The 20,972-nt window shown below is 71.3% G+C and carries 17 protein-coding genes; 10 read left to right on the top strand and 7 right to left on the bottom strand.

Annotation, left to right across the window (positions count from 1 at the left end; all coding sequences use genetic code 11):
- Positions 1–91 precede the first annotated feature (91 nt).
- Positions 92–775 carry a response regulator transcription factor gene (locus O7597_RS10145; RefSeq protein ID WP_269740727.1) on the top strand — a complete coding sequence of 228 codons (684 nt, stop codon included), beginning with the start codon at positions 92–94 and terminating at the stop codon, positions 773–775.
- The gene (locus tag O7597_RS10140) at positions 772–2,205 is read left to right on the top strand and encodes a HAMP domain-containing sensor histidine kinase (RefSeq protein WP_281582552.1); all 1,434 of its coding nucleotides are present in this window, start codon (positions 772–774) and stop codon (positions 2,203–2,205) included. Before O7597_RS10145 ends, O7597_RS10140 begins: the two co-directional genes overlap by 4 nt.
- Here the strand turns inward: O7597_RS10140 and O7597_RS10135 are convergent.
- From O7597_RS10135 to O7597_RS10120, 4 genes are all read right to left on the bottom strand, one after another.
- Positions 2,087–2,827: a DedA family protein gene (locus O7597_RS10135; protein WP_281582551.1), complete on the bottom strand. Its 741-nt coding sequence runs from the start codon at positions 2,825–2,827 to the stop codon at positions 2,087–2,089. The genes O7597_RS10140 and O7597_RS10135 overlap by 119 nt on opposite strands.
- Positions 2,827–3,465, bottom strand: a complete 639-nt coding sequence (locus O7597_RS10130; protein ID WP_269740730.1) for a DUF998 domain-containing protein — start codon at positions 3,463–3,465, stop codon at positions 2,827–2,829. The genes O7597_RS10135 and O7597_RS10130 overlap by 1 nt, the downstream gene beginning before the upstream one ends.
- A complete protein-coding gene (locus tag O7597_RS10125) occupies positions 3,462–5,246 on the bottom strand; it encodes a glycosyltransferase (protein WP_269740731.1) in 1,785 nt (594 codons plus the stop codon). Before O7597_RS10125 ends, O7597_RS10130 begins: the two co-directional genes overlap by 4 nt.
- 401 nt (positions 5,247–5,647) lie before the next feature.
- Complete coding sequence (locus O7597_RS10120; RefSeq protein WP_281582550.1) at positions 5,648–7,069, bottom strand: phosphatase PAP2 family protein; 1,422 nt, start codon at positions 7,067–7,069, stop codon at positions 5,648–5,650.
- A 185-nt stretch (positions 7,070–7,254) separates the two neighbouring features.
- On the opposite strand from O7597_RS10120, the gene O7597_RS10115 reads away from it, so the two are divergent.
- The 3 genes from O7597_RS10115 (at position 7,255) to O7597_RS10105 (ending at position 11,040) form a co-directional block, all read left to right on the top strand.
- The gene (locus O7597_RS10115; protein WP_269740733.1) at positions 7,255–7,380 is read left to right on the top strand and encodes a hypothetical protein; all 126 of its coding nucleotides are present in this window, start codon (positions 7,255–7,257) and stop codon (positions 7,378–7,380) included.
- Positions 7,381–7,798: 418 nt separating this feature from the next.
- Positions 7,799–8,509, top strand: coding sequence for an ABC transporter ATP-binding protein (locus O7597_RS10110; protein ID WP_281582549.1), 711 nt, complete (start codon positions 7,799–7,801; stop codon positions 8,507–8,509).
- Positions 8,506–11,040 carry an ABC transporter permease gene (locus O7597_RS10105; protein ID WP_281582548.1) on the top strand — a complete coding sequence of 845 codons (2,535 nt, stop codon included), beginning with the start codon at positions 8,506–8,508 and terminating at the stop codon, positions 11,038–11,040. The genes O7597_RS10110 and O7597_RS10105 overlap by 4 nt, the downstream gene beginning before the upstream one ends.
- A 96-nt stretch (positions 11,041–11,136) precedes the next feature.
- Here O7597_RS10105 and O7597_RS10100 read toward each other — a convergent pair whose 3' ends face one another.
- From O7597_RS10100 to O7597_RS10090, 3 genes are all read right to left on the bottom strand, one after another.
- Entirely contained in the window at positions 11,137–11,850 is a 714-nt protein-coding gene (locus O7597_RS10100) for a hypothetical protein (protein WP_281582547.1), read from the bottom strand.
- Between the two features lie 453 nt (positions 11,851–12,303).
- A complete protein-coding gene (locus O7597_RS10095) occupies positions 12,304–12,714 on the bottom strand; it encodes a MerR family transcriptional regulator (protein WP_281582546.1) in 411 nt (136 codons plus the stop codon).
- Between the two features lie 15 nt (positions 12,715–12,729).
- Positions 12,730–13,749 carry an NADP-dependent oxidoreductase gene (locus O7597_RS10090; RefSeq protein WP_281582545.1) on the bottom strand — a complete coding sequence of 340 codons (1,020 nt, stop codon included), beginning with the start codon at positions 13,747–13,749 and terminating at the stop codon, positions 12,730–12,732.
- Positions 13,750–13,992: 243 nt separating this feature from the next.
- Between O7597_RS10090 and O7597_RS10085 the strand changes: the two genes are divergently transcribed.
- The 5 genes from O7597_RS10085 to O7597_RS10065 all read left to right on the top strand — a co-directional run bounded on the left by O7597_RS10085 (position 13,993) and on the right by O7597_RS10065 (position 20,715).
- Positions 13,993–15,291 carry a sensor domain-containing protein gene (locus tag O7597_RS10085; protein ID WP_281582544.1) on the top strand — a complete coding sequence of 433 codons (1,299 nt, stop codon included), beginning with the start codon at positions 13,993–13,995 and terminating at the stop codon, positions 15,289–15,291.
- The gene (locus O7597_RS10080; RefSeq protein WP_281582543.1) at positions 15,279–15,941 is read left to right on the top strand and encodes a response regulator transcription factor; all 663 of its coding nucleotides are present in this window, start codon (positions 15,279–15,281) and stop codon (positions 15,939–15,941) included. Before O7597_RS10085 ends, O7597_RS10080 begins: the two co-directional genes overlap by 13 nt.
- A 131-nt stretch (positions 15,942–16,072) precedes the next feature.
- A complete protein-coding gene (locus O7597_RS10075) occupies positions 16,073–16,846 on the top strand; it encodes an ABC transporter ATP-binding protein (RefSeq protein ID WP_281582542.1) in 774 nt (257 codons plus the stop codon).
- A 3-nt stretch (positions 16,847–16,849) separates the two neighbouring features.
- Entirely contained in the window at positions 16,850–19,387 is a 2,538-nt protein-coding gene (locus O7597_RS10070) for an FtsX-like permease family protein (RefSeq protein ID WP_281582541.1), read from the top strand.
- Between the two features lie 95 nt (positions 19,388–19,482).
- Positions 19,483–20,715 (top strand): serine hydrolase domain-containing protein, encoded by a 1,233-nt coding sequence (locus O7597_RS10065; RefSeq protein ID WP_281582540.1) that lies wholly within the window; start codon positions 19,483–19,485, stop codon positions 20,713–20,715.
- Positions 20,716–20,972: the final 257 nt, after the last annotated feature.

Genomic DNA, 20,972 nt, shown 5'->3' with positions numbered 1-20,972 from the left:
TGACTAGAAGCGCTAATCCTGGTCTCAGCTTGATCTTGGACAATAGGCAGCCAGGCATCGACTAAAAGGGGGGCGGGTCGGCGTGCGGATCATGATCGCGGATGATGACGCGGCCATCCGTGAGTCGCTGGAGCGGGTGCTCCAGGTCGAGGGTTACGAGACCACCAGCGTCACCAACGGTCTCGCCGTGCTCGACGGGGTTGGCGGGGCCGGCGGTGACTCGCTGGACCTGCTGATCCTCGATGTGATGATGCCCCGCCTCGGCGGGTTGGAGACCTGCCGGCGGTTGCGGGCCGCGGGTCAGGATCTGCCGGTGCTGATGCTGACCGCCCGTGACCAGGTTTCCGACCGGGTCGCGGGGCTGGACGCGGGTGCCGATGACTACCTGCCCAAGCCGTTCGCCACCGAGGAGTTGCTGGCCCGGGTGCGGGCTCTGCTGCGGCGGCGCACGCCGGGCGACGGGGAGTCGCAGATCCTGTCGTTCGCCGATGTGCGGGTCGATCCCGACAGGTTCGAGGCGTGGCGAGGCGAGCGGCCGCTGCGGCTGACCCGGACCGAGTTCTCCCTCCTGGAGGTCCTTGTGCGCAACGCGACCCGGGTGTTGACCCGCGACGCGCTCTTCGAGGCGATCTGGGGCTTCGACATGAGCGCCACCGCCAACAACCTTCAGGTGTACGTGAGCTACCTGCGCCGCAAGCTGGAGGCCGAGGGTGAGCCGCGATTGATCTACACGCTGCGCGGCCTGGGATACACGTTGCGGGAGACTCCTCCGTGAGCAGGCCCGCCGGCCGGGAACCGCGCCGGCTGACCCGATGGTGGCGCCGGCGGTCCCTGCGAACCAGGCTGACGGTGATCGCGGCGACGGCCATCGCGGTCAGTGTGTTCGTGTCCTTCCAGGTGGCCAGCGAGCTGCTGGACTGGCAGCTGCGGGAGAGCGTCGAGAATCAGCTGCGCGCCGACGCCCGCGTCCTGGCGACGGACACGGAGCGCGGCGGTCTGGCGCAGGTTCCGCTACCGCCGTATTCCGGATCCGGTCGGCTGGTGCGGGTCATCCTGCCGGACGGCTCGACCCGGACACCGGCCGGCCAACCCGCGCTGCCCCCGGTCAGCGAGCACGCCGGGCGCGTGGCGCAGGGCGCGTCGGCCGACCTGATGGAGTCGAACGACAGCGACGAGGACGGTTACCTCGTCTACACGTTGCGGGCGGGCGACGGCGCGGTCCAGGTGGCCCGCGTCGTCGACGACAGCCCGGTCAACCAGTTCGGGTTTGGCATGTTGGTGATCGGGCTGCTCTGCGTGGTCGGTGGCGCCCTTGTCGGGCGGACCGTGGCGCGGACCGGGCTGGCACCGATCGACCGGCTGACCGCCGCCGCGGTACGTGTCGCGCACACCCGGGATCTCGACGCCGACATCCCGGACGAGGGCGGTGGGGAGATCCGGCGGCTGATCCAGTCGATCAACGACATGCTCGCCGCGCTCCGGGACTCCCGGCGGGCCCAGCGGCTGCTCGCCGAGGATGCCGCCCACGAGCTCAAGACCCCGCTCACCAGCCTGCGCCTCAACATCGAGCTGCTGATCCGGCTCGACCGGCGCGGCACCCTCGACACCGCCCTCTCGGCGGAGAGCCGGACCCGGCTGCTCAACGATCTCGGCGCCCAGGTGGCCGAGTTGAGCACCCTTGCCGCCGAGCTGACCGACCTGGCACGCGGTGACGTCAGCGACGAAAACACCGAGCTGCTCGACCTTGCCGACGTGGTGATGGCCGCCGCGGCCCAGGCGCGTTCCCGCGTGCCGGACATCGAGATCGCCCTCGACCTCACCTCCGTGTGGGTGAGCGGGCGTCCCGCCGCGCTCCACCGGGCGGTGCTCAACCTCATCGACAACGCCGGGAAGTGGTCCCCCGCGGACCAGCCGGTCCAGGTCCGGCTCGGCGCCGAGGGCGCGTCGGCGAGGCTCGAGGTCGACGACGCCGGTCCGGGCATCGACGCCGCCGACGCCCCGCGGGTTTTCGACCGTTTCTACCGTGCCGAGAGTGCCCGGGCGTTGCCCGGATCCGGGCTTGGGCTGTCGATCGTGCAGCGGGTCGTCAACGCCCACGGCGGCCGGGCCACCGTCGCCCGCTCCGCACGCGGTGGCGCGCTGCTCCGGGTCGACCTTCCGACCGCGGCCCCGCCCGCCCGGATAGCGCCCCGCACCGCCGGGTAGGACGGCGCGGTGCGCTGAGCGCCGAAGGCGACCAGGAACCCGCCGCCCGGCGGCGGCGCGACACGTGGCGGACGAGTTCGCCGAGCGCGGTGATGGACAGGGCGAGACCGAGGCCGACCGTCAGGCCCAGCGTCGAGTTGGATTCGAAGGCGACGCCGCCGAGGTAGCCGATCAGGCCGGAATAGCCGGCCCAGGTGACGGCGGCGATGGCGGTGAAGAAAGTGAAGCGGGTAAGCGGGTAGCCGGTGGCACCGCTGGCGGTCACGATCGCGGTGCGGCCGCCGGGGACGAACCGGCCTGCGACGATCAGGGCACCGCCCCGGCGGTGCAGGTGCGGGGCGATCCTGTCGGCGGCGCGGATCAGGCGGCCGCCCGGACGGCGCTCGCGCAGCAGGCGCCCGATGAGGTAGCCGATGTGATCACCGACGAAGGCGCCCAGCGCGGCGAGCACGATGATCAGCGGAAGCGACGGGATGCCCGACACGGCGAAGACCGCCGCCGCGATGACGACCGACTCCGACGGCAGGAACGGTAGGAACGCGTCGAGGGTCGCCAGCGCGAGGATCGCCAGATAGATGACCGGAGAGGTCATCGCGTTCTCGATCATGGCCATCAGGTCCATCAGGACCGCTCCTCCCCTTCGAGCACCCAGGCGCAGAGCCCGACTACGACGAGCACGAGCGCCAGCAGAACCCGCTCGGCCAGGCCCGCGAACGGGAGGAGGCCCTGGCCGAGCAGCATCGCCGGCCCGTTCACCGCCGCGAACGCGACGCACGCGGCGAACGCGGACCAGCCGGCCGCGCGCAGCCAGCGGACCCGGGCCGGGTCGGCCCCGCGCCCGGCACGCTTGGCGATGAGCAGGGCGAAGAGCGGTGGCAGCGCCGCCATCAGCGCCGCGCCGAGGCGATGCAGCCCGGCGGCGACGCCCGGTTCGGTTCCCGGCAGGTTCGTGGGGAACACCACCACCGCGAGCAGGGACACGCACCACACCGACAGCAGCACGGTGAGGGGCCAGGCCGGTGACAGCACGCGCCGGGCGCCGGCCAGGAGCCACGCGCCGGCTGCCGCGAGCCCGCACGCCGCCAGGGCCAGCAGGACGGCGCCCGGCACGGTCCGGATCGATTGACTGACCATCTGGTCCACCGGGTCGACGTCGCCGACCAGCAGCAGACCCGCTCCGGCCGTCGCGCCCAAGCCCAGGCTCAGCTGGACGTTGCGGTACCAGCGGGAGGTGCGCGCCCGGACGACCGTCGCTGTCATGCGGCGACCCCGGCCGGCGCGGGGGCGGGCGCCTCACGAGCCGGCCGGATCCGGTAGAGCTGCTCGAACGCGGACACCGTGTGGGCCTGGTCATGCTGCTCGGCCACGGCACGAGCCCGGTGCCCCAGCTCCTCCGCGTGCTTCGGGTCGCTGAGCACGGTGAGCAGTCGCTCGGCGAGCGCGACAACGTCGCCGGGCGGGAACAGGTAGCCGGTCTCCTCGTCCCGTACGAGGTGGGGCAGGGCCGCGGCGTCGGCACCGATCACGGGCCTTCCGCTGGCCATCGCCTCGAGCGTGACCAGGCTCTGCAGCTCGGCGGTGCCCGCGTTGACGAAGACCGTCGACGCCGCGTACGCGGAGGGAAGATCCTCGTCAGGGATGAAGCCGGTGAACGTGACATGCTCGGCGACGCCCAGTTCCCCGGCGAGCGACCGCAGCGTCCGGTCCTCGGACCCGGTGCCGACCAGCAGCAACTGGACATCGAGCGACCGCCGCACCAGCGCGAACGCCCGAATCACGACGTCGAGGTGCTTCTCGGCGTCGAGCCGGCCCACGTACGTGATGGTGGGCTTGCGCGCGAGGCCGTAGGCCCACCGGAACTCGACCGCGGGCACCTGCTCGCGGAAGCGGGCGAGGTCGATGCCGCACGAGATGGGCAGAACCGGCCCGGACACACCGGAGACGACGGCGAGCGCGGCGGCGTACGGGGTCGGGGCCGTGACGATGTCTGCCTTGGCGAACACCCGGGCGGCGTCGCGCCATGCCCACGCGTGCGCCCTCGCCCGGCCACCGTCGCCGATGGGCAGGTAGTGGATCAGGTTCTCGGGCATGAAGTGGTTGGTGGCGATGATGAACAGGCCGCGCTCGTGCGCCGCGTCGACCAGCGCCCGGCACAGCGGGAAGTGGCTCTGCACGTGCACCACGTCGGGCTGAACCTCGTCGAGGATCCGGCGCGCTGCCGCGCGCAGTCCCAGTGGTGGGCAGAAACGGAAAGGTGAGCGGCCCGGCACCGGCATGGACCGCACGCGGTGCTCGACGACGCCGTCGCTGGACATGCCGGCCTGGCTGCGGGTGTCCGTCGACGGCGCGATCACGTGCACCTCGTGCCGGGCGGTCAGTGCCACGGCCAGGCGCTGGGCGAAGTAGGACGCCCCGTTGACGTGCGGGGCGTAGGTGTCGGCACCGATGAGGATGCGCATGGCACAACTACCTTTCGTAGGCGGTGTCGCTTTTCCTAGGTGGTGTCGCTTCATGACGAGGTGGAAGAGAGCGACCGGCACAGCGACGGTCGCGGTGAGCAGGAAGATGCCGCCGGGCAGTGCGAGCAGACCGGACAGTTGCCTGCCGAGGAGAGCGCCGAGACCGATCAGCACCAGGCCGCGTACGGCGGCGGTGGCACCCACCCAGGCGGCGAATCTCCGGTACGGGAGCCCGGCGAGCCCCGCCGACACGAACGCCGGGAGGGCGAAGACGTCGACGAGCTTGGCGGTGATCACCAGCCGAGGCAGTGACATCGTGGCCAGCCGGTCGAGCAGCGACGTCGCCTTGAGCCGGCTCAGCAGGTAGGCCACCCAGGGCCGCCGGGCCGACCGCCCGGCGAGGTAGAGCAGGCTGTCGCCCACCACCTCGGCCAGCGCGACGATCACCCAGATCGGCCAGAACGCCGCAGCGCCGGCGCCGACCAGGGTGCCGGCGGTGATCGTCGCGGCCGGCCCCTCGATGAGCACGAAGAGACCGAGCACCAGGTAGGGGTGCTCGAGGACGGCCTGTGTCAGATCCATGCCGAGACGCTTCGGCCGCAGGTTCCGCACCGCTCGTTCCTCCGCGGGGCCGACCGGGGTAGCTCCGTGGTAGGGGATCCGATCACCGACCACGGCACCCACCGGCCTGCCAACCGACCGGCCGGCGCGTCTCCGGGCGGCGCTGCGTCGACTGCCATCACTAGCCCCCTACATGCGGGTTACGTCGCTTGTCTGAGGCCCAGTGATACGGAGCGAATCTGAGGCGACCGTTAATGCGGCGCTCAGGCTCCGTCAGGTCGGAGAACATCTCCGACAGCGCCCTCGCCTGCGGGGCGGGTCGCCCGAGGGCGAGCTGGGCACGGGTGCTCTGCAGCAGACACGCCTCGTGCCCGTTCGGTCGATCCCGCCGGTCCTGATGTCTCAGGTGACGAAGCGCAGCGTCAGGTACGGACCTCGGCCGGCGCCGGCCGCGCGTTCGGCCGTAGCACCCACCACAGCAGGCCGACCCAGAGCGCGGTCAGGATCGCGGCGCCGAGCAGGTCGGTCGGGTGGTGCATGCCGCGGTACATCCGGGACAGCGCGACACCGGCCGGCATGACCACCGCGAGCGCCACGGCGAACCAGCGCCACCGGCCGCTCAACCGGTCCATGACCAAAACGGCGATCGCCACCCAGATGCACATCGTCGCGGCGATGTGCCCCGACGGGAACGACGACGTGGACATCGGGCTGTCGAGCTGCGGCACCGGCGGGCGGTCCCGCTGGACGCTGGCCGCGGTGCACAGGAACAGGGTGAGCTGGCCGACCATGGTGAGCACCACGAACACCACCGGTCGCCACTGCCGCCACACGGCCGACGCGATCGAGCAGAACACCAGCGAGACGGCCAGGATGGCAGGGGTGTCGCCGGCCGTGCTCCACACCCGGCTCACGTCGTCCAGGGTGGGCGTGCGCAACGTCTGCAGCCACCGGACCACGCCGTCGTCGAAACGTCCCAGCCAGGTGCCCTCGGTGTGGTTCGTCAACAGGTAGCCGACGACGTACAGGATGCCGAACGTGAACCCCCAGCCGGTCAGGATCTCGGTGGCCTTGACCCACCGGTGCGGGATCGGACGGCCGCTGTCCGGCGCCGGTCTGATCGCCTCGGCGGCCTCCGGCTCCAGCCCGTCGTCGCGCGGCGCCACCGGGTGCGTCGCCGCGCGTCGCCACAGCCCGAACGCGTACGCCGTGACGCCCAGCCACAGCGCGCCGAGCAGCCAGCCGGCCAGCACGTCGGTCAGGTAGTGCACGCCGAGCGCGATCCGGGTCACCCCGATCGCGACCACGAGCAGCGCGACGGCCGCCGTGAACAGCTTCCGGTAGCGCACCGCGGGCAGGAACACGAGCAGCAGCGCGCCATAGACCACCATCGACCCGAGCGCGTGCCCGCTCGGGAAGCTGTTGCCGGGCGCGATCGCCACCGGTGCCTCGACCACCGGGCGCATCCGGCCGACCAGCGACTTCACCGACGGGTCGAGCAGCAGCGCGCCGGTGGTGGTGGCCAGCAGGTAGCCGGCGAGGCGGACCCGCCGGCGCACCAGCAGCAGCAGCGCGGCGACGCCGACCAGCCAGAGCATGACCGGCCGCCCGCCCAGCCGGGTTGTCTCGTGGAGCGCGTTCACCAGGTACGGCCGGGGCGACACGACCTCGTTGAGCTCCCGAACGACATCGCCGTCGACGTCGGTCACCGGCTCCAGGTGCAACCGGACGAGGAGCACCAGCAGCCCGAACCCGAGCCCGATCGCGACGACCAGCAGCGGCACCCACCGGCCGACCAGCCGACCGGGCGGCGCTTCCCCGGACGGTGCCGCGTCGACTGCCATCAATGGCCTCCCGGTACGAGCTACATCGCTTATCCGATGCCGGCTTGGTACCGAGCGAATCTGAGACGACGATTAAGGGACGTGCGGGCGGCGCGGGTGAAATGGCACCGTGGTACCGCCGCTCGGCCGAGAAGGACGACCGTGGTACGACGAGACGGGCCGAAATCGGGCCTAGCGTTCGGGCTATGACGAAGCTTGACAGTCCACTGCGGAGGCCCGGGGCGGCCACCATGGCGCTGGCGACGGCATTTCCCTCCGCCACCGGCATGACCTGGCGGCTCTGTGTCGCCTGGGCATTGTCTGTCGGGTAGCACCTCGACGCCACCCACGCTGGTGCGTGTGCTGGGCGCCTGGTTCGACCACCCGGCCTGAGCGCCGCATTAACGGTCGCCTCAGGTTCGCTCGGTATCAGTAGACCTCAGACAAGCGACGTAACCCGCACGTAGGGGGCTGGTGATGGCAGTCAACGCAGCACCCACCGGTCGGTTGGCAGACCGGTGGGTGGGTGGTGTGCGCACATCGAATCCGGTCGGGGCAACGACCACAAAGCGGTGAGGCACACCGGTTCATGGAGCACCGTGTGAATCCTGACCAGCCATCTGTCGGAATCCCTTACAGCACCCTGATCAACCACTTATCGGAGGTCTCGTGTCCTCACGTCAAGATTCCACGGTCGTCGACCGGCAGTTCGGGAGCGCGCTGTCAGCCGACGCTGATGACGCTGCGGCCATGCTCGTCGGCGCGGTCAAGCGATACGGTGTCGGCCAGTCGGCCGTCGTCGCGCTCGACGACGTCAGCATCGCGTTCCCGGCGGGGAAGTTCACGGCTGTGATGGGCCCGTCGGGTTCGGGAAAGTCGACGATGATGCACTGCGCCGCCGGGCTGGATCAATTGACGTCGGGCCGCGCATTCGTCGGCAACACCGATCTGTCGGGTCTCAATGACCGCGAGTTGACCAGGCTGCGTCGAGAACGGATCGGGTTCGTGTTCCAGGCGTTCAATCTCGTGGCGACGCTCACGGCCGAGGAGAACATCTGCCTGCCGTTGACGTTGTCGGGGCGCCGGCCGAGCGCCGCAGTGCTCGACCAGGTCGTGGCGCTGCTGCGCCTCGGTGATCGCATGCATCATCGGCCGACGGAGCTGTCGGGTGGCCAACAACAGCGAGTCGCCGTCGCCCGGGCGCTGGTCGCCCAGCCGCAGGTGGTTTTCGCCGACGAGCCCACCGGCAATCTCGACACCCGGTCCGGACAGGAGATCCTCGGATTCCTGCGATCAGCGGTCGATCTGCAGCACCAGTCGATCGTGATGGTCACGCACGATCCCAACGCCGCCGCCTGGGCGGACCACGTCGTGTTCGTCGTCGACGGCCGAGTGCACGACGTGATGGATCACCCGTCGGCCGATTCGGTGATCGACGTGATGAAGGGCCTGGGGCGATGAGCCAGATGATGCGGAGTGCGGCTCGAAGCGTGCTCGCGAGTCGGGGTCGGTTCGCGCTGACGGGCGCGGCGATCACGCTGGCGGTGGCGTTCCTCGCCGCGACGCTGGTGCTGTCCGACTCGATGCGTGGCCGAGCGGCCGGTGACATCGCCGAGGCGCTGGCCGGGACGGACGCCGTGGTGCAGGGCGTCGTGCTCGGCGAGCCCGGGGGAGGGCCGGGAGATCCGGAGAGGCCGGTTCGGCGATCACTGGATCCAGACATCACCGAGCGCGTGGCTACGGTGGACGGCGTCGACGGGGCCGCCGCCCAGTGGGTCGGCTTCGCGAAGCTGGTCGTCGACGGATCGTCAGTCGGAACCGGAACGGCGAGCGACGTCGGTCGCAACTGGGTCACCGACCCGGGGCTCAATCCGTTCCGGCTCACGAGCGGGCGACCACCGATCGAGGTCGGAGAGATCGTGATCGACCGGTCTCTCGCCGGTGACGCAGGCTTGGCTCCGGGTGACGTCGTGCAGGTCCTGACCACGACGGGCTTGTACGACGCGACCATCACCGGTGTCGCGACGTTCGCGTCGGCGGACGCGGCACCGCTGCAGCGAACCGTGCTGTTGCCCGACGGAGCGGTTTCCGCCTGGCTCGACACTGCGGCGCCGACGGAGGTGCTCGTCGACGTCGCGACGGGCGCTGACCGCGCCGAGGTGCTCGGTCGATTGTCGGCGCTGACTGACGCCGAGGTCGTCGACGGGCCCGACCACATCCGGAGGATGCAGGACACCGCGACGTCACCGCTGCAGTTCCTGACCGTGTTTCTCCTGGCCTTCGCCGTGGTCGCGGTGTTGATCGGTGTGACGATCATCTTCAACACGTTCGCGCTCACCGTCGCCCGCCGCCGGCGGGAGTCGGGTCTGTTGCGTGCGATCGGTGCGGAAAGACGCCAGGTGCTCGGCGGAGTGGTGATCGAGGCGGCGCTCGTCGGGACCGTCGCCACGCTCGTCGGCATCGTGTGTGGGGTCGCGGGAGTGGGCGCGCTGCGCTGGCTCGTCGGACTCGCCGGGATCACGTTGCTCACCGGACCGTCGATCGTGAGCGCGACCTCGATCGCGGTCGCCGCGACCGTCGGCATCGGCGCAACGATCCTCTCGGCGTGGATCCCGGCTCGCCGGGCGGCGGCGACACCGCCGATCGAGGCGCTACGCGAGAGCGCGGCGGAACCCCGGGTCGTGAGCCCGGCGCGAACCGTGACCGGGCTCGTGCTCGCCGCGGCGGCGATCGCTGGAGCAGGTGTGGCTGTGGTGGTCTCGAGCGCGACGTGGGTCGTGCTCGTCGTTGCCATCGTGCCGGCGCTCGTGTTGTGCGGCCCGGCGCTCGTGACCGCCGCAGCGCGTGGGAGCGCACAGTTGGCTCGCCGCGCCGCCGGTGTGGGTGGCTCGATCGCGACGCGCAACCTGGCGGCGAGCCCCCGTCGATCGGCGTCGACGGCGCTCGCGCTCATGCTCGGCACCGCGATGGTGACGATGTTCGCGATCTTCGCGAGCTCACTGACGAGCGCGGTCGGGACGGACGTTCGTGAAGGACTACAGGCGGACCTGGTGGTCACGTCGGCGACCGCCGATCTACCGACGATCGACCCCACCCTGGCCGGCCGGATCGCAGCCCTGCCCGACGTCGACGCGGTCGCCGCGCTGTCGGTCGCCGAAGGGATCGTGGCAGGCAGAGCCGAGGCGATCGGCGGCATCGACCCGACGGCACTGCCCACCACGTTCGACCTCGACCCGATCGCCGGCGACCTCGCCGACCTGGGCGAGGGGGGCGTGGCCGTGGTCGGCGACGACCCGACGCTGCTCGGCGGCACCCTCGCGATCGAGTTCGAACGCTCGACACTCGAAGCGCCGATCGTCGCCGTGGTCGGGCGGAGCACCGGCGGTTTCGAAGCCCCGCTGTACTTTCTCGACCGTGCGACGCTCGACACCGTGGTCGGTCGTCTGCTCGACGCTCTGTTGTTCGTCGACCTCGCCGACGGAGCGGCCGCGGACGCCGCGGAAGACGTGCGGGCGCTGGTCCGAGCCACGCCCGGGTCGTTCTTCGAGACTCGGGCGGAACACGTCGCCAACAGCGGGAGCGAGATCGCGGCGTTCCGGAACTTCATCGACGGGATGCTTCTCCTCGCGAGTTTCATCGCGCTCCTCGGAGTCGCCAACACCACGGCGCTCGCGATCAAGGAACGCTCTGGAGAGCTCGGCCTGCTGCGAGCGGTCGGCACGACTCGCCGAGAGCTGCGTCGAATCGTGCGGCTCGAGGTGGCACTGCTGTCGTTCGTGGCAGCATCGATCGGTATCGCCGTCGCAGTCGGGTTCGGCTGGGCGCTGATCACCGTCACCGGTGGCGCGGAGATCCCATCCGTCGTCGTACCGTGGTCTCGCCTCGCGGTGACGCTCGTCGTGGCGGTCGCAGCCGGCGTCGTCGCCGCAGCGTGGCCCGCGTTCCGGGTCTCCCGGGTGCCCGTGCTCGAGCTGGCGGCCCGGGACCGCTGAGGCGCAGGTCCTGCGCCTGGACCTGGCGGTCGTCACATGCCCCCGGCCGACGGCTTCGCGTTCACAGGATGCCGATCTGGACAGGGGCTCGGTGTGCTACGCCAGCAGCGTCTCCCGCATCCGCGCGCCCAGGTTGATGCCGCCGACCACGTGAGGGCCGGTTGGATCGTGGACGGCGAGGGTGTTGTTGCGGCGCATCACCTCGCGGACCGGAGGCGGCAGCCGGGGCGGGTCGTCGATGGCCGCGAGCACCTGCCCGGCGGTCGAGATCAGTCGGTCGGCCAGAGCCGCGGCGTCGGTGTCCACCCGGACCTGGCCGTACTCGCAGCCGATGACGGTGAGGTCGAGCACCTCGAACACTCGGGTCAGGAGCGGGGCCGGGTCGGTCACCCGGCCGAGCCGGGGCGCGTGGCTGCCGACCACTGCGACGGCGGCGGTCACCTGCGCGTACGGGTGGAGGCCGCTCGGCAGCGCGATCAGTGGCCATCGCAGCGCCGCACCGGCCTCCTTCCACAGCGGCCGGTAGTTGCGGCGGTGCACCAGGAGTCGCCGACCCGTGCGTCGATGCACGTCGTGGGCCTGGGCCTGCAGGTCCGTGTGCGCCTCGTCGGCGGCCTCGCACACCATCCGGGCGGCCACCATCAGGCCGTCGTCGTCGTCGAGCATCCGGGTGATCGCTTCGACCTGCTCCGGAAACCGGACCGGCGAGCCGGCGCCGTAGCGGTGCCGGACATCGCGCAGCAGTTCCTGCTGCCGCTCTGGATCGAGCTGGACCCGCTTGCTACCCAGCAACCGCCGGAGCCAACGCATCTCGCCTCGTTTCAGCCGCCGTAGACCGCAGCAATGCTAGTGCGCCGTACGTCCCTCGTACCGCGTGGGGTGTTGAGCCTTCTTCCTCACGAGCGATGCGCGAGGCTCAACTGCCTGGAGAGTCGGCGTCATCGGCGCGAACTGCGGCGATCCCCGGTAGGCAGCCGGGAAAGCGGCGATGGCGGACTGCAGGTCGGTCAAGGGTCCGCCGTCGATCGGCGTGCGGGCCACCAGTAACTGCGCGGTGCCACGCCAGACCGCCATCGCGTACTCAGCCACGGAGGCATGGCACAACAGCCTGCCGGCGGACGTGCTCAGCTGCAGGTCATCGCGGCGGGTACACACACGCCGGATGGCGCGGGCTGGACGGGATCGAGCGGTTCCGGGTGCACCTCTGGCCGGAATGAGGGCGGCGAGGCGGAGGCCGGTGCCACCCTCCTTCGGGAGGGCTGGTCAATGGGTGTCCGCCGTCGGGGGCGGCGCCTTCTCGGCCAACTGGGCGTGGCAGACGGCCAAGAGTTGCCGCAGTCGGGTCAGCCGTGTGATGTGCCCGTCGATGATCTCCAGCCGGCGGCGGAACATCTCGCTCGCCTGTGGTAGCCGGATGCGGTCGGGCACGGTGTGTTCGGGCAGAGTGTCGCCGTCGAGCAGATGAAGATGGTCGCTGAGCGTGGCGATGTCGTCGACGGTGAGGCCGAGCGACAGCAACTCGCGGATGATCTTCACTCGGACCACGTCGGCATTGCGGTAGGTCCGGTGCCCGGTGCGGGTGCGTATCGGTGGCGGCAGCAGTCCTCGCTGTTCGTAGAAGCGCAACGCCCGCGGTGTGGTTCCCGCTGCCGCCGCCGCGTCACCGATCCGCATCGTGCCTCCCGACCGTCAGAGTTCCACGAGGACGGCGCCGACATGCCGTCCCTCGACGACCTCCTGGAACGCTTGGGCGGCCCGGTCGATTCCATGGATGCGGGTATGCGGGAACCGGATGCTGCCGGTCTGCAGCCAGGCGCCGAAGCGCTGCGTCCATTCGGTGAGCGCGTCGGGGTGATCGGCGGCGTTGAACCCGCGCAGACTGATTCGCTTCAGCACGATGGGCACGAGGTCCAGTTCCAGCGTGGCGGTCGTGCCGGTGCCCTCGGCGGCGAGTTGCGCCGACAGCGCGCCGATCAGCACGATGCGGGCGTGGGGCCGGGCGGCCTGCACCGCCGCCTGAAGTTGTTCGCCGCCGACGGTGTCGAGCGCCAGGTCGACGCCGTCCGGGGCGGCGTTGGCGAGCTGTGAGCTGATCGGTTCCGCTCCGCGTACGACGACCGCGTCGTAACCGAGTTCGGTGGTCAGGAAGTGGGCCTTCGCCGGTGAGCCGGTGGTGCCGATGACTCTGGCCGCGCCGAGACGACGGGCGATCTGGCCGGCGAGGGAACCGACCGCGCCGGCGGCGCCGGTGATCAGCACCGTGTCGCCGGTACGGACGGCGGCGGCGCGGGTCAGCGCCGCGTACCCGGTCCAGCCCTGCGACAGGTGAGCCAGCGGATCCGGTAGCGGGTCTCCGAGCCGACGACACCGGTCGACCGGGACGACCGCGTACTCGCGCCAGCCGAGGTCGTGCCCGACCAGCTCGCCCGGACGCAGGCCGCTGGAGTCGGGGGCGGCGACGACCTCGCCGATCGCGGCGCCGGGCAGCGGATCGCCGGGTCGTGGGCCGGGCAGTCCCGCCGCGGCCGCGCCGATGAGGGTCCGGAGCAGGGCCGCGGAGACCAGGAAGGCACGGTTGCGGACCAGGACCTCACCGGACGCGCGGGGCGGCACCGGGACCTCGACGATGGTGAAGTCTTCCGGGCGCGGCAGGCCGTCCGGAGTCGTGAGCAACTGAACCTGACGATGGAGGGACGGCAGGGGAGACACGGAACGCTCCTTGTTCGGTCGGTGGAGCGCGACCGTAAATCCTGACCCATGCGTCAACTGCAAGACTGGGCGTCGATGCCGGGCAGCCCCGGGGCGCGGACCTCTGGCCCAGGTTCGTGCCGTTCGGCGGATTTGCCGGACGAGATTCCGGCACCCACGGACTGGTACAGCAGGCTGTACTTTCTGGGCCGCGACACGTCGGGGCCGACCTTGCGTCGCTATCGTCTCTGCCGGGAGGTACGGATGCCGCGCAGGGACGCCGCTGACGCTTCGGCCGCTGCGGGCCAACTGGACCCGCAGCGTTGGCGGGCGGCGCGGCGGTACCTGCGTCGCCGCCTACGAATGTCTGTCGACGCCATCGAAAACCTCGTCGGCGGCCTCGGCACGTCGATCCTGGCGCTGGCGGCCGTACTGCTCCTGCTCCTGGTGGCGCTCGCCAGCCTGGTCGGCGTCGGCCTGGCGATGGTGCCGTCGACGGCGAAGGCGGTCCGGCTCGCCGCCAACCGGGAGCGGGCCCGACTGTCCCGGTGGGACCGCGACCTGCCCCTGCCGCCAGCGGTCCCCACCAGCCTGCGCGACGTCCTGCGCGACCCGTGGGTTCGGCGCGAGTGCGGGTTCGTGGCCGTCCACGGCACCGTCGGGTTCGGGCTGGGGGTGCTCGGGCTGTCCCTGCCGATCTCCGCCGTGCAGAATCTGCTGTTCCCGCTCTACTACTGGGTGCTGCCGCCGGAGGCGGGCGGCCCGGGCTTCATCGACTGGCGGATCGACGGGTTGCCCGACGCGCTGCTGGTGGGGCTGATCGGGGTCGGCTGGCTCGCCGCGACCGTGGTGCTCAACCCGCCGTTGGCCGGGCTGCAGGCGCTGCCGGGGCGACGGTTGCTGGCACCCCCGCGCGATGTCGACATGTCGCTGCGGATCGCCGAGCTGACCGCCACCCGGGCGGCCGCGCTGGACGCGCACGCCGTCGAGCTGCGTCGCATCGAGCGGTCCCTGCACGACGGGGCGCAGAACCGACTGGTCGCGGTCACCGTACTGCTGGGGGCCGCGCGGCGGGCGATGCTCCGGGATCCGGCGCGGGCGGCGGAGATCCTGGACCGCGCGCACGAGTCGGCCGAACTGGCCCTCGCGGAGCTGCGCAGCGTCGTACGCGGGATTCTGCCCCCGGTGCTCGACGACCGGGGGCTCGCCGCCGCGATCGACGGGCTGGCCGCCGGCTGCGCGGTACCGTGCGTGGTGGAGGTCGACGTCCCGGGCCGATGCGCCGCGTCGGTCGAGGCGACGGCGTATTTCGTGGTCGCGGAGGCGCTTACCAACGTCGCCCGGCACAGTGGCGCCGCCTCGGCGGCGGTCACCGTGCGGCGCAGCGTCGACCGGCTCTACGTGTCGATCGTCGACGACGGCCGGGGTGGTGCCGACGAGGGCCACGGCTCGGGCCTCGGCGGCATCCGGCGGCGGGTGCAGGGCCACGACGGCCGGTTCACGTTGACCAGCCCACCAGGTGGGCCGACGACCCTACTCGTGGAGCTGCCGTGCGGATCGTGATCGCCGAGGACGACGCCCTGCTGCGGGAAGGTCTGTCGCTGCTGCTGCGGGCCGAAGGGCTCGACGTGGTCGCCACCACCGACTCACCGACGACCTTCCTGGCCGCCGTGGACGAGTTCCGGCCGGATGTCGCGATCGTCGACGTCCGGATGCCGCCCACCCACACCGACGAGGGCATCGTGGCCGCCGTCGAGGCCCGGCGTCGTCGACCCGACCTCGCGGTGCTGGTCCTGTCGGCGTATGTCGAGCAGGCGTTCGCCACCGATCTGCTCGCCGGCGGCGCGGTCCGGCTCGGCTACCTGCTGAAGGAACGGGTCGGCCGGGTCGAGGAGTTCCTCACCGCGCTGCACCGGGTCGCCGACGGCGGTACGGCGATCGACCCGGAGGTGGTCGGCCAGTTGTTCGCCCGCAGCCGTCCCGACAGCACCCTGAGCCGGCTCAGCGGCCGGGAACGCGACGTGCTCGTCCTGATGGCTGAAGGGCTCGGCAACGGGGCGATCGCGCAGCGGCTGTTCGTCACCGACGGGGCCGTGCACAAGCACATCCGCAGCATCTTCGCCAAGCTCGGTCTCGCCCCGGACGACCGCGCCGACCGGCGGGTGACGGCGGTGCTGCGCTATCTCGAGGACGCCCAGCGCCGCGTTCGGTGATGCCGGCGGTGCGCGACTGGTACAGCCTGCTGTACCCCGGTTGGCCAGTACGCTGGATCGTCCGACAGCCCGTCTGACCATAGCGTTTCTCCATGTCATCGTCCTTCGACGACAGGGAGAGGTTGGTCCAGATGTCCGTCCGCGTTGGACGCCCCGCTGACCCGGCGGTCCGCGTGATACAGCTCGCCCGTACGTATGGTTCCGGACCGCAGGCGGTCACCGCGCTCGCCGGTGTCGACGCGGAGTTCCGCCGCGGCACGTTCACGGCGGTGATGGGGCCGTCCGGTTCCGGCAAGAGCACCCTGCTGCAGACCGCGGCCGGCCTGGACCGGCCCTCCTCCGGGCAGGTGTGGATCGGCGGCCAGGATCTGTCGCGGCTGTCGGAGACGAAGCTGACCAAACTCCGGCGCAACCGGATCGGCTTCGTCTTCCAGGCCTTCAATCTGATCGGCGCGCTGACCGTCGAGGAGAACATCCACCTGCCGCTGCGGCTGTCCGGGGTACGCCCGGACGCCGTCTGGCTGCGCCAGGTGGTCGAGCGGGTCGGGCTCGGTGACCGGTTGCACCACCGCCCGGCCGAGTTGTCCGGCGGGCAGCAGCAGCGGGTGGCGATCGCCCGGGCGCTGGCGATGCGCCCCGAGGTGATCTTTTGTGACGAGCCGACCGGCGCGCTGGACACCCAGACCGCCGCCGACGTGCTGGCCCTGCTGCGATCGGTGGTCGACGACGCGCAGCAGACGGTGATCATGGTGACCCACGATCCGGTGGCGGCCTCGTACGCCGACCGGGTGATGGTCCTGGCCGACGGTCGGATCGTGCGGGACATGCCCCAGCCGGGTGCGGAGCAGATCGCCGAGCAGTTGGCGTGGCTCGGCCGCCGCCAGCTCGTCACCCAGGAGAGCTGAGCCATGCTGATGCTCGCTCTCCGGATGCTGCGCCACCGCATCGGCAGCGCGGTCGCCACCCTCGTCGCGCTCACCTGCGGCGTCATGATCCTCATGTCGATGGGCGTGATGGTCGAGTCCGGGATGCGATTCACCCCGGCACCGCAGCGGTACGGCGCCGCCGACATCCTGGTCGCGGAGCGCGACCTGACCATCGAGATCACCGAGTTCGGTGAGACGTCCACGGTCACCGTGGACCTGCCCACCGGCGGAAGCGTGCCGGTCACCCTCGCCGAACGCATCGGGCAGCTGCCCGGCGTGGCGGTCGCCGCCGCCGACCGCTCGATCCAGGCGGTCGTGCCGATCGACGACACCGCGCAGGGGGCGGTCGCGCACGGTTGGAGCAGCGCCGCGCTCACTCCGTACCGGATCGTCGACGGCAACCAGCCGGACACCACCGACGAGGTCGCCATCGACGTCCGGCTCGCCTCGGCGGCCGGCACCCGACTGCGGCCCGGCGACCGGATCGCGGTCCTCGCCGGCGGCTCGGTCAACCAGTACCGGATCAGCGGCATCGTGGACCGAACCGCCGCCGGTGACACCCCGTCCGCGCTGTTCTTCACCGACGACCACGCCGCGGCGCTCAGCGGCAGCCCGGACCGGGCCGACGTGATCGGGATCGTCCTGGCCCATGGCGCGGACCCGGCGGCCGTGACGGCCGAGGTCGACCGGCTGGCCGCCGAGACCGGCGCGACGGTCCACACCGGCCCCGAACGGGCCGGAGTCGAACAGTCCGAGGCGCTCATGGCGGCCGACATGCTGATCCAACTCGGTTCCGCGCTCGGTGGCTACATCGCCGGGCTCGTCATGTTCGTCGTCGCCGGAACGATCGGCCTGGCGGTCCGCCACCGCCGCCGCGACCTGGCCCTGTTGCGCGCCGTCGCGGCGACCCCGGGACAGGTACGGCTGCTGGTCGTCGCCGAGGTCGCGCAGTTGGCCATCATCGCGGTGGTGCTCGGCGTCCCCGCCGGACTGTGGGTCAGCGACTGGGTGCACCGGCAGCTCATGGACCGGGGCTTCATCCCGCACGGCTTCCCGTTCGACGGCGGACTGCTCACCGCGGTGGCGGTCAGCGTGGCGACCGTGCTGGTGGCGGTGTCGGCGGCGCTGATCGCGGCCCGCCGTACGGTGCGGATCCGGCCGACCGAGGCGCTCGGTGAGATCGCCGTGGAGCCGGCCCGCAGCAGCCGCCTCCGGCTCCTCGCGGGTCTGATCGCACTCGGCGGCGGGGTCACGTTGACCGTGTTCACCACCGCCCTGCGTGGCCAGGCCGGACTCGGCGCGGCGCTGGGCATGCTGTTCGTCTTCGTGCTCGCCGCCGCTCTGCTCGCACCGTGGATAAACCGGTACGCGGCACAGGTGCTCGGTCCGGTGCTGCGCGCCGTCTGGGGCGACAGCGGATACCTGGCGGCGGCCAACCTGCGGGCGAACGCACGGGGCATGGCGACCGTGCTCACCGCGTTGGTGCTGTCGGTCGGCTTCGGCGGCTCGATCTGGTTCCTGCAGGACAACCTGGATCGGGAGGCCATCGCCCAGACCCGCGACGGCACGCTGGCCCAGCACACGCTGGTGTCGGCGGTCGGGCTGCCGGCGAGCGCCGCAGCGGACGCCCGCGAGCTGCCCGGCGTCGTCGCCGCCACACCGATCCGGCGTACCTCGGTGATCCTGCCGGTGCTGGGGGGCGCCGAACCCTTCGGTGCCCAGGCGATCGAACCAGCCGGGGCCGACCGGACCATGGACCTGTCGGTCACCGGGGGCAGCCTCGCCGACCTGCGCGGCGACACCGTGGCACTGTCCGATCTGCAAGCGTCCACGCTGGGAGCGGAGCTCGGCGACCAGGTCGAGTTCTGGCTCGGTGACGGCACCCCGGTGACGTTGCGGCTGGTCGCCATCTACGAACGCGGGCTCGCCTTCGGGGACGTGACCCTCAATCGGGAGACGGTCGATGGCCACACCCCGACCAACCTCGACGACGAGATCCTGATCCGCACCGAACCGGGCGACGCCGAGGCCGTCGCCGGGCTTGCCGGCCTGGTCGAGCGGTACCCGGGTAGCGGTCTGATCGACACCGGGGCCGTCGGCGCCCAGCTCGCCACCGACCTGGCGCTCAGCGCCTGGATGAACAAGCTGGTCATCGGTGTCATGGTCGGCTACGCCGCCCTCGCTGCCGCCAACACCATGATCATGGCGGCGCTGGCCCGGGGCCGTGAACTGGCCCTGCTGCGGCTGGTCGGTGTCACGGCCGGTCAGGTCAAGCGGATGGTGCACGCCGAACAGGTCGGCCTGCTCGGCACGTCGCTGCTCATCGGTGGTGCCATCGCCGCCGTCACGTTGGTCTCGGTGGTCCGGATGATGACCGGACAGCTGGTCCCCTACGTTCCGCCGCTCGGCTGGATCTCGATCATCGGCGGTACCACGCTGCTCGCGCTGGTCACCACCATCGCTCCCATCAGCGCACTCCTGCGGACGCCACCGGTCAACAGCATCGGCGTCAAGGAATGACCGTCAGCCGGTCCGCCGCAGGCACCGACGAGCCGTCGTCGGCTCCGTGGACCGGCGCACGGGGCGACCGATCCGAACACTCACCAGGAGGTTCCATGTCACCGCAACCCACCGACAGCTCCGGTAAGGCGATCACCAACGACGGCACCGCGACGCCGCGTAAGCGGTTCGGTGCCGGCCGCCGCACCGGCGCCGCCCTGTCGCTCGTCGCACTGGTCGGGATCGCCGGCGTCGGACTCCAGTACGCCGACGCCGCGCAGGCCCACCGCCCGAAGAAGGACACCGTCCAGAAGAGCCTGGACGAGCTGGTCAGGGCCGGCGTCGCCCCCGGGGCGCTGGTCTCGGTACGGGACAGCACGGGTCGCGTCACCAACTACACCGCCGGGGTCAACGATCCGCGGACCAGGGCGAAGGTGCCCACCGACGGGTACGTACGGATGGCGAGCAACACCAAGATGTACACCGCAGTCACCGTCCTCCAGCTCGTCGACGAGGGCAAGGTGAAGCTGGACGAGCCGGTCGAGACGTACCTGCCGGGGCTGGTCCGTGGGGAGGGCTTCGACGGACACACCATCACGGTCCGCCACCTGCTGAGCATGACCAGTGGCCTGCCGGAGTACGACCTGCCGGACGTCTCCGTGTGGGGCAAGAGGTACTACGAGCCGCGCGACATGCTCGACTCGGCGTTCTCCAAGCCGGCACACGCGCCGGCCCCCGGCGGGCAGGTGCAGTACCGCAACGCCAACTACATCGTGGCCGGTCTGCTGGTGCAGAAGGTCACCGGTCGCCCGATCAGCGAAGTGATCACCAACAAGATCCTGAAGCCGGTCGGGCTGCACGAGACGTACTGGCCGGAGGTCGGTGACAAGACCGTCCGCCGGCCGCACGCCAAGGGTTACCTGCCGGACCCGGAGACGATGAAGTGGGTGGACACCACCCAGGTGGACCCCTCCATCGCCTGGGCGGCCGGCCAGATGATCTCGACTCCGAGTGACCTCAACAAGTTCCTGGTGGCGCTGCAGACCGGGAAGCTGATCTCACCGGCGACCCTGGCCGAGATGCGCGACAGCAAGGTCTTCCTTCCCGGTGGCGACGCCTTCCCGGACCTGGTGTGGCACTACGGCCTCGGCACCACCGGGTACGACCTCTCCTGCGGCGGTCGGGCCTGGGGGCACGGCGGCGACATCGACGGGTACTCCAGCCGTACCGCCATCACCGCCGACGGTCGCGCCGTGACCGTCGTGGTGACCGCCGCCACCAGCCCGGTCCCCGACGGCATCTTCCAGGTCCTGGACGCGTTCGACGCGGCCCTGTGCGCCGGCAGGTAGCCGTCGCCGGTCAACTGACCCGATCCCTTCGCCCGAACAGCCACTGACGGAGCGACCGCCGTCCGTGCCGGAACGCCTGGCGCACCCGGCCCGGGCGGCGCGCTGGCCGCTGTCCGGAACCGGCGTGGCCGGACCCGGCACTACACGGCCGGGATCGGCGACCTGCGCACCGGCGCGGCGTGTGGATCCACCACTGACGCTCGGCCGTCCGCTAGCGTTCGATGTGGACCGGCGGCCGATTCGCGTAGGGGCCCACC

The organism is Verrucosispora sp. WMMC514 (assembly GCF_027497295.1).
Classification (GTDB): Bacteria; Actinomycetota; Actinomycetes; order Mycobacteriales; family Micromonosporaceae; genus Micromonospora; species Micromonospora palythoicola.
The sequence above is the reverse complement of the archived record's forward strand: the minus strand, read 5'-3'. Positions and strand labels throughout refer to the sequence as shown.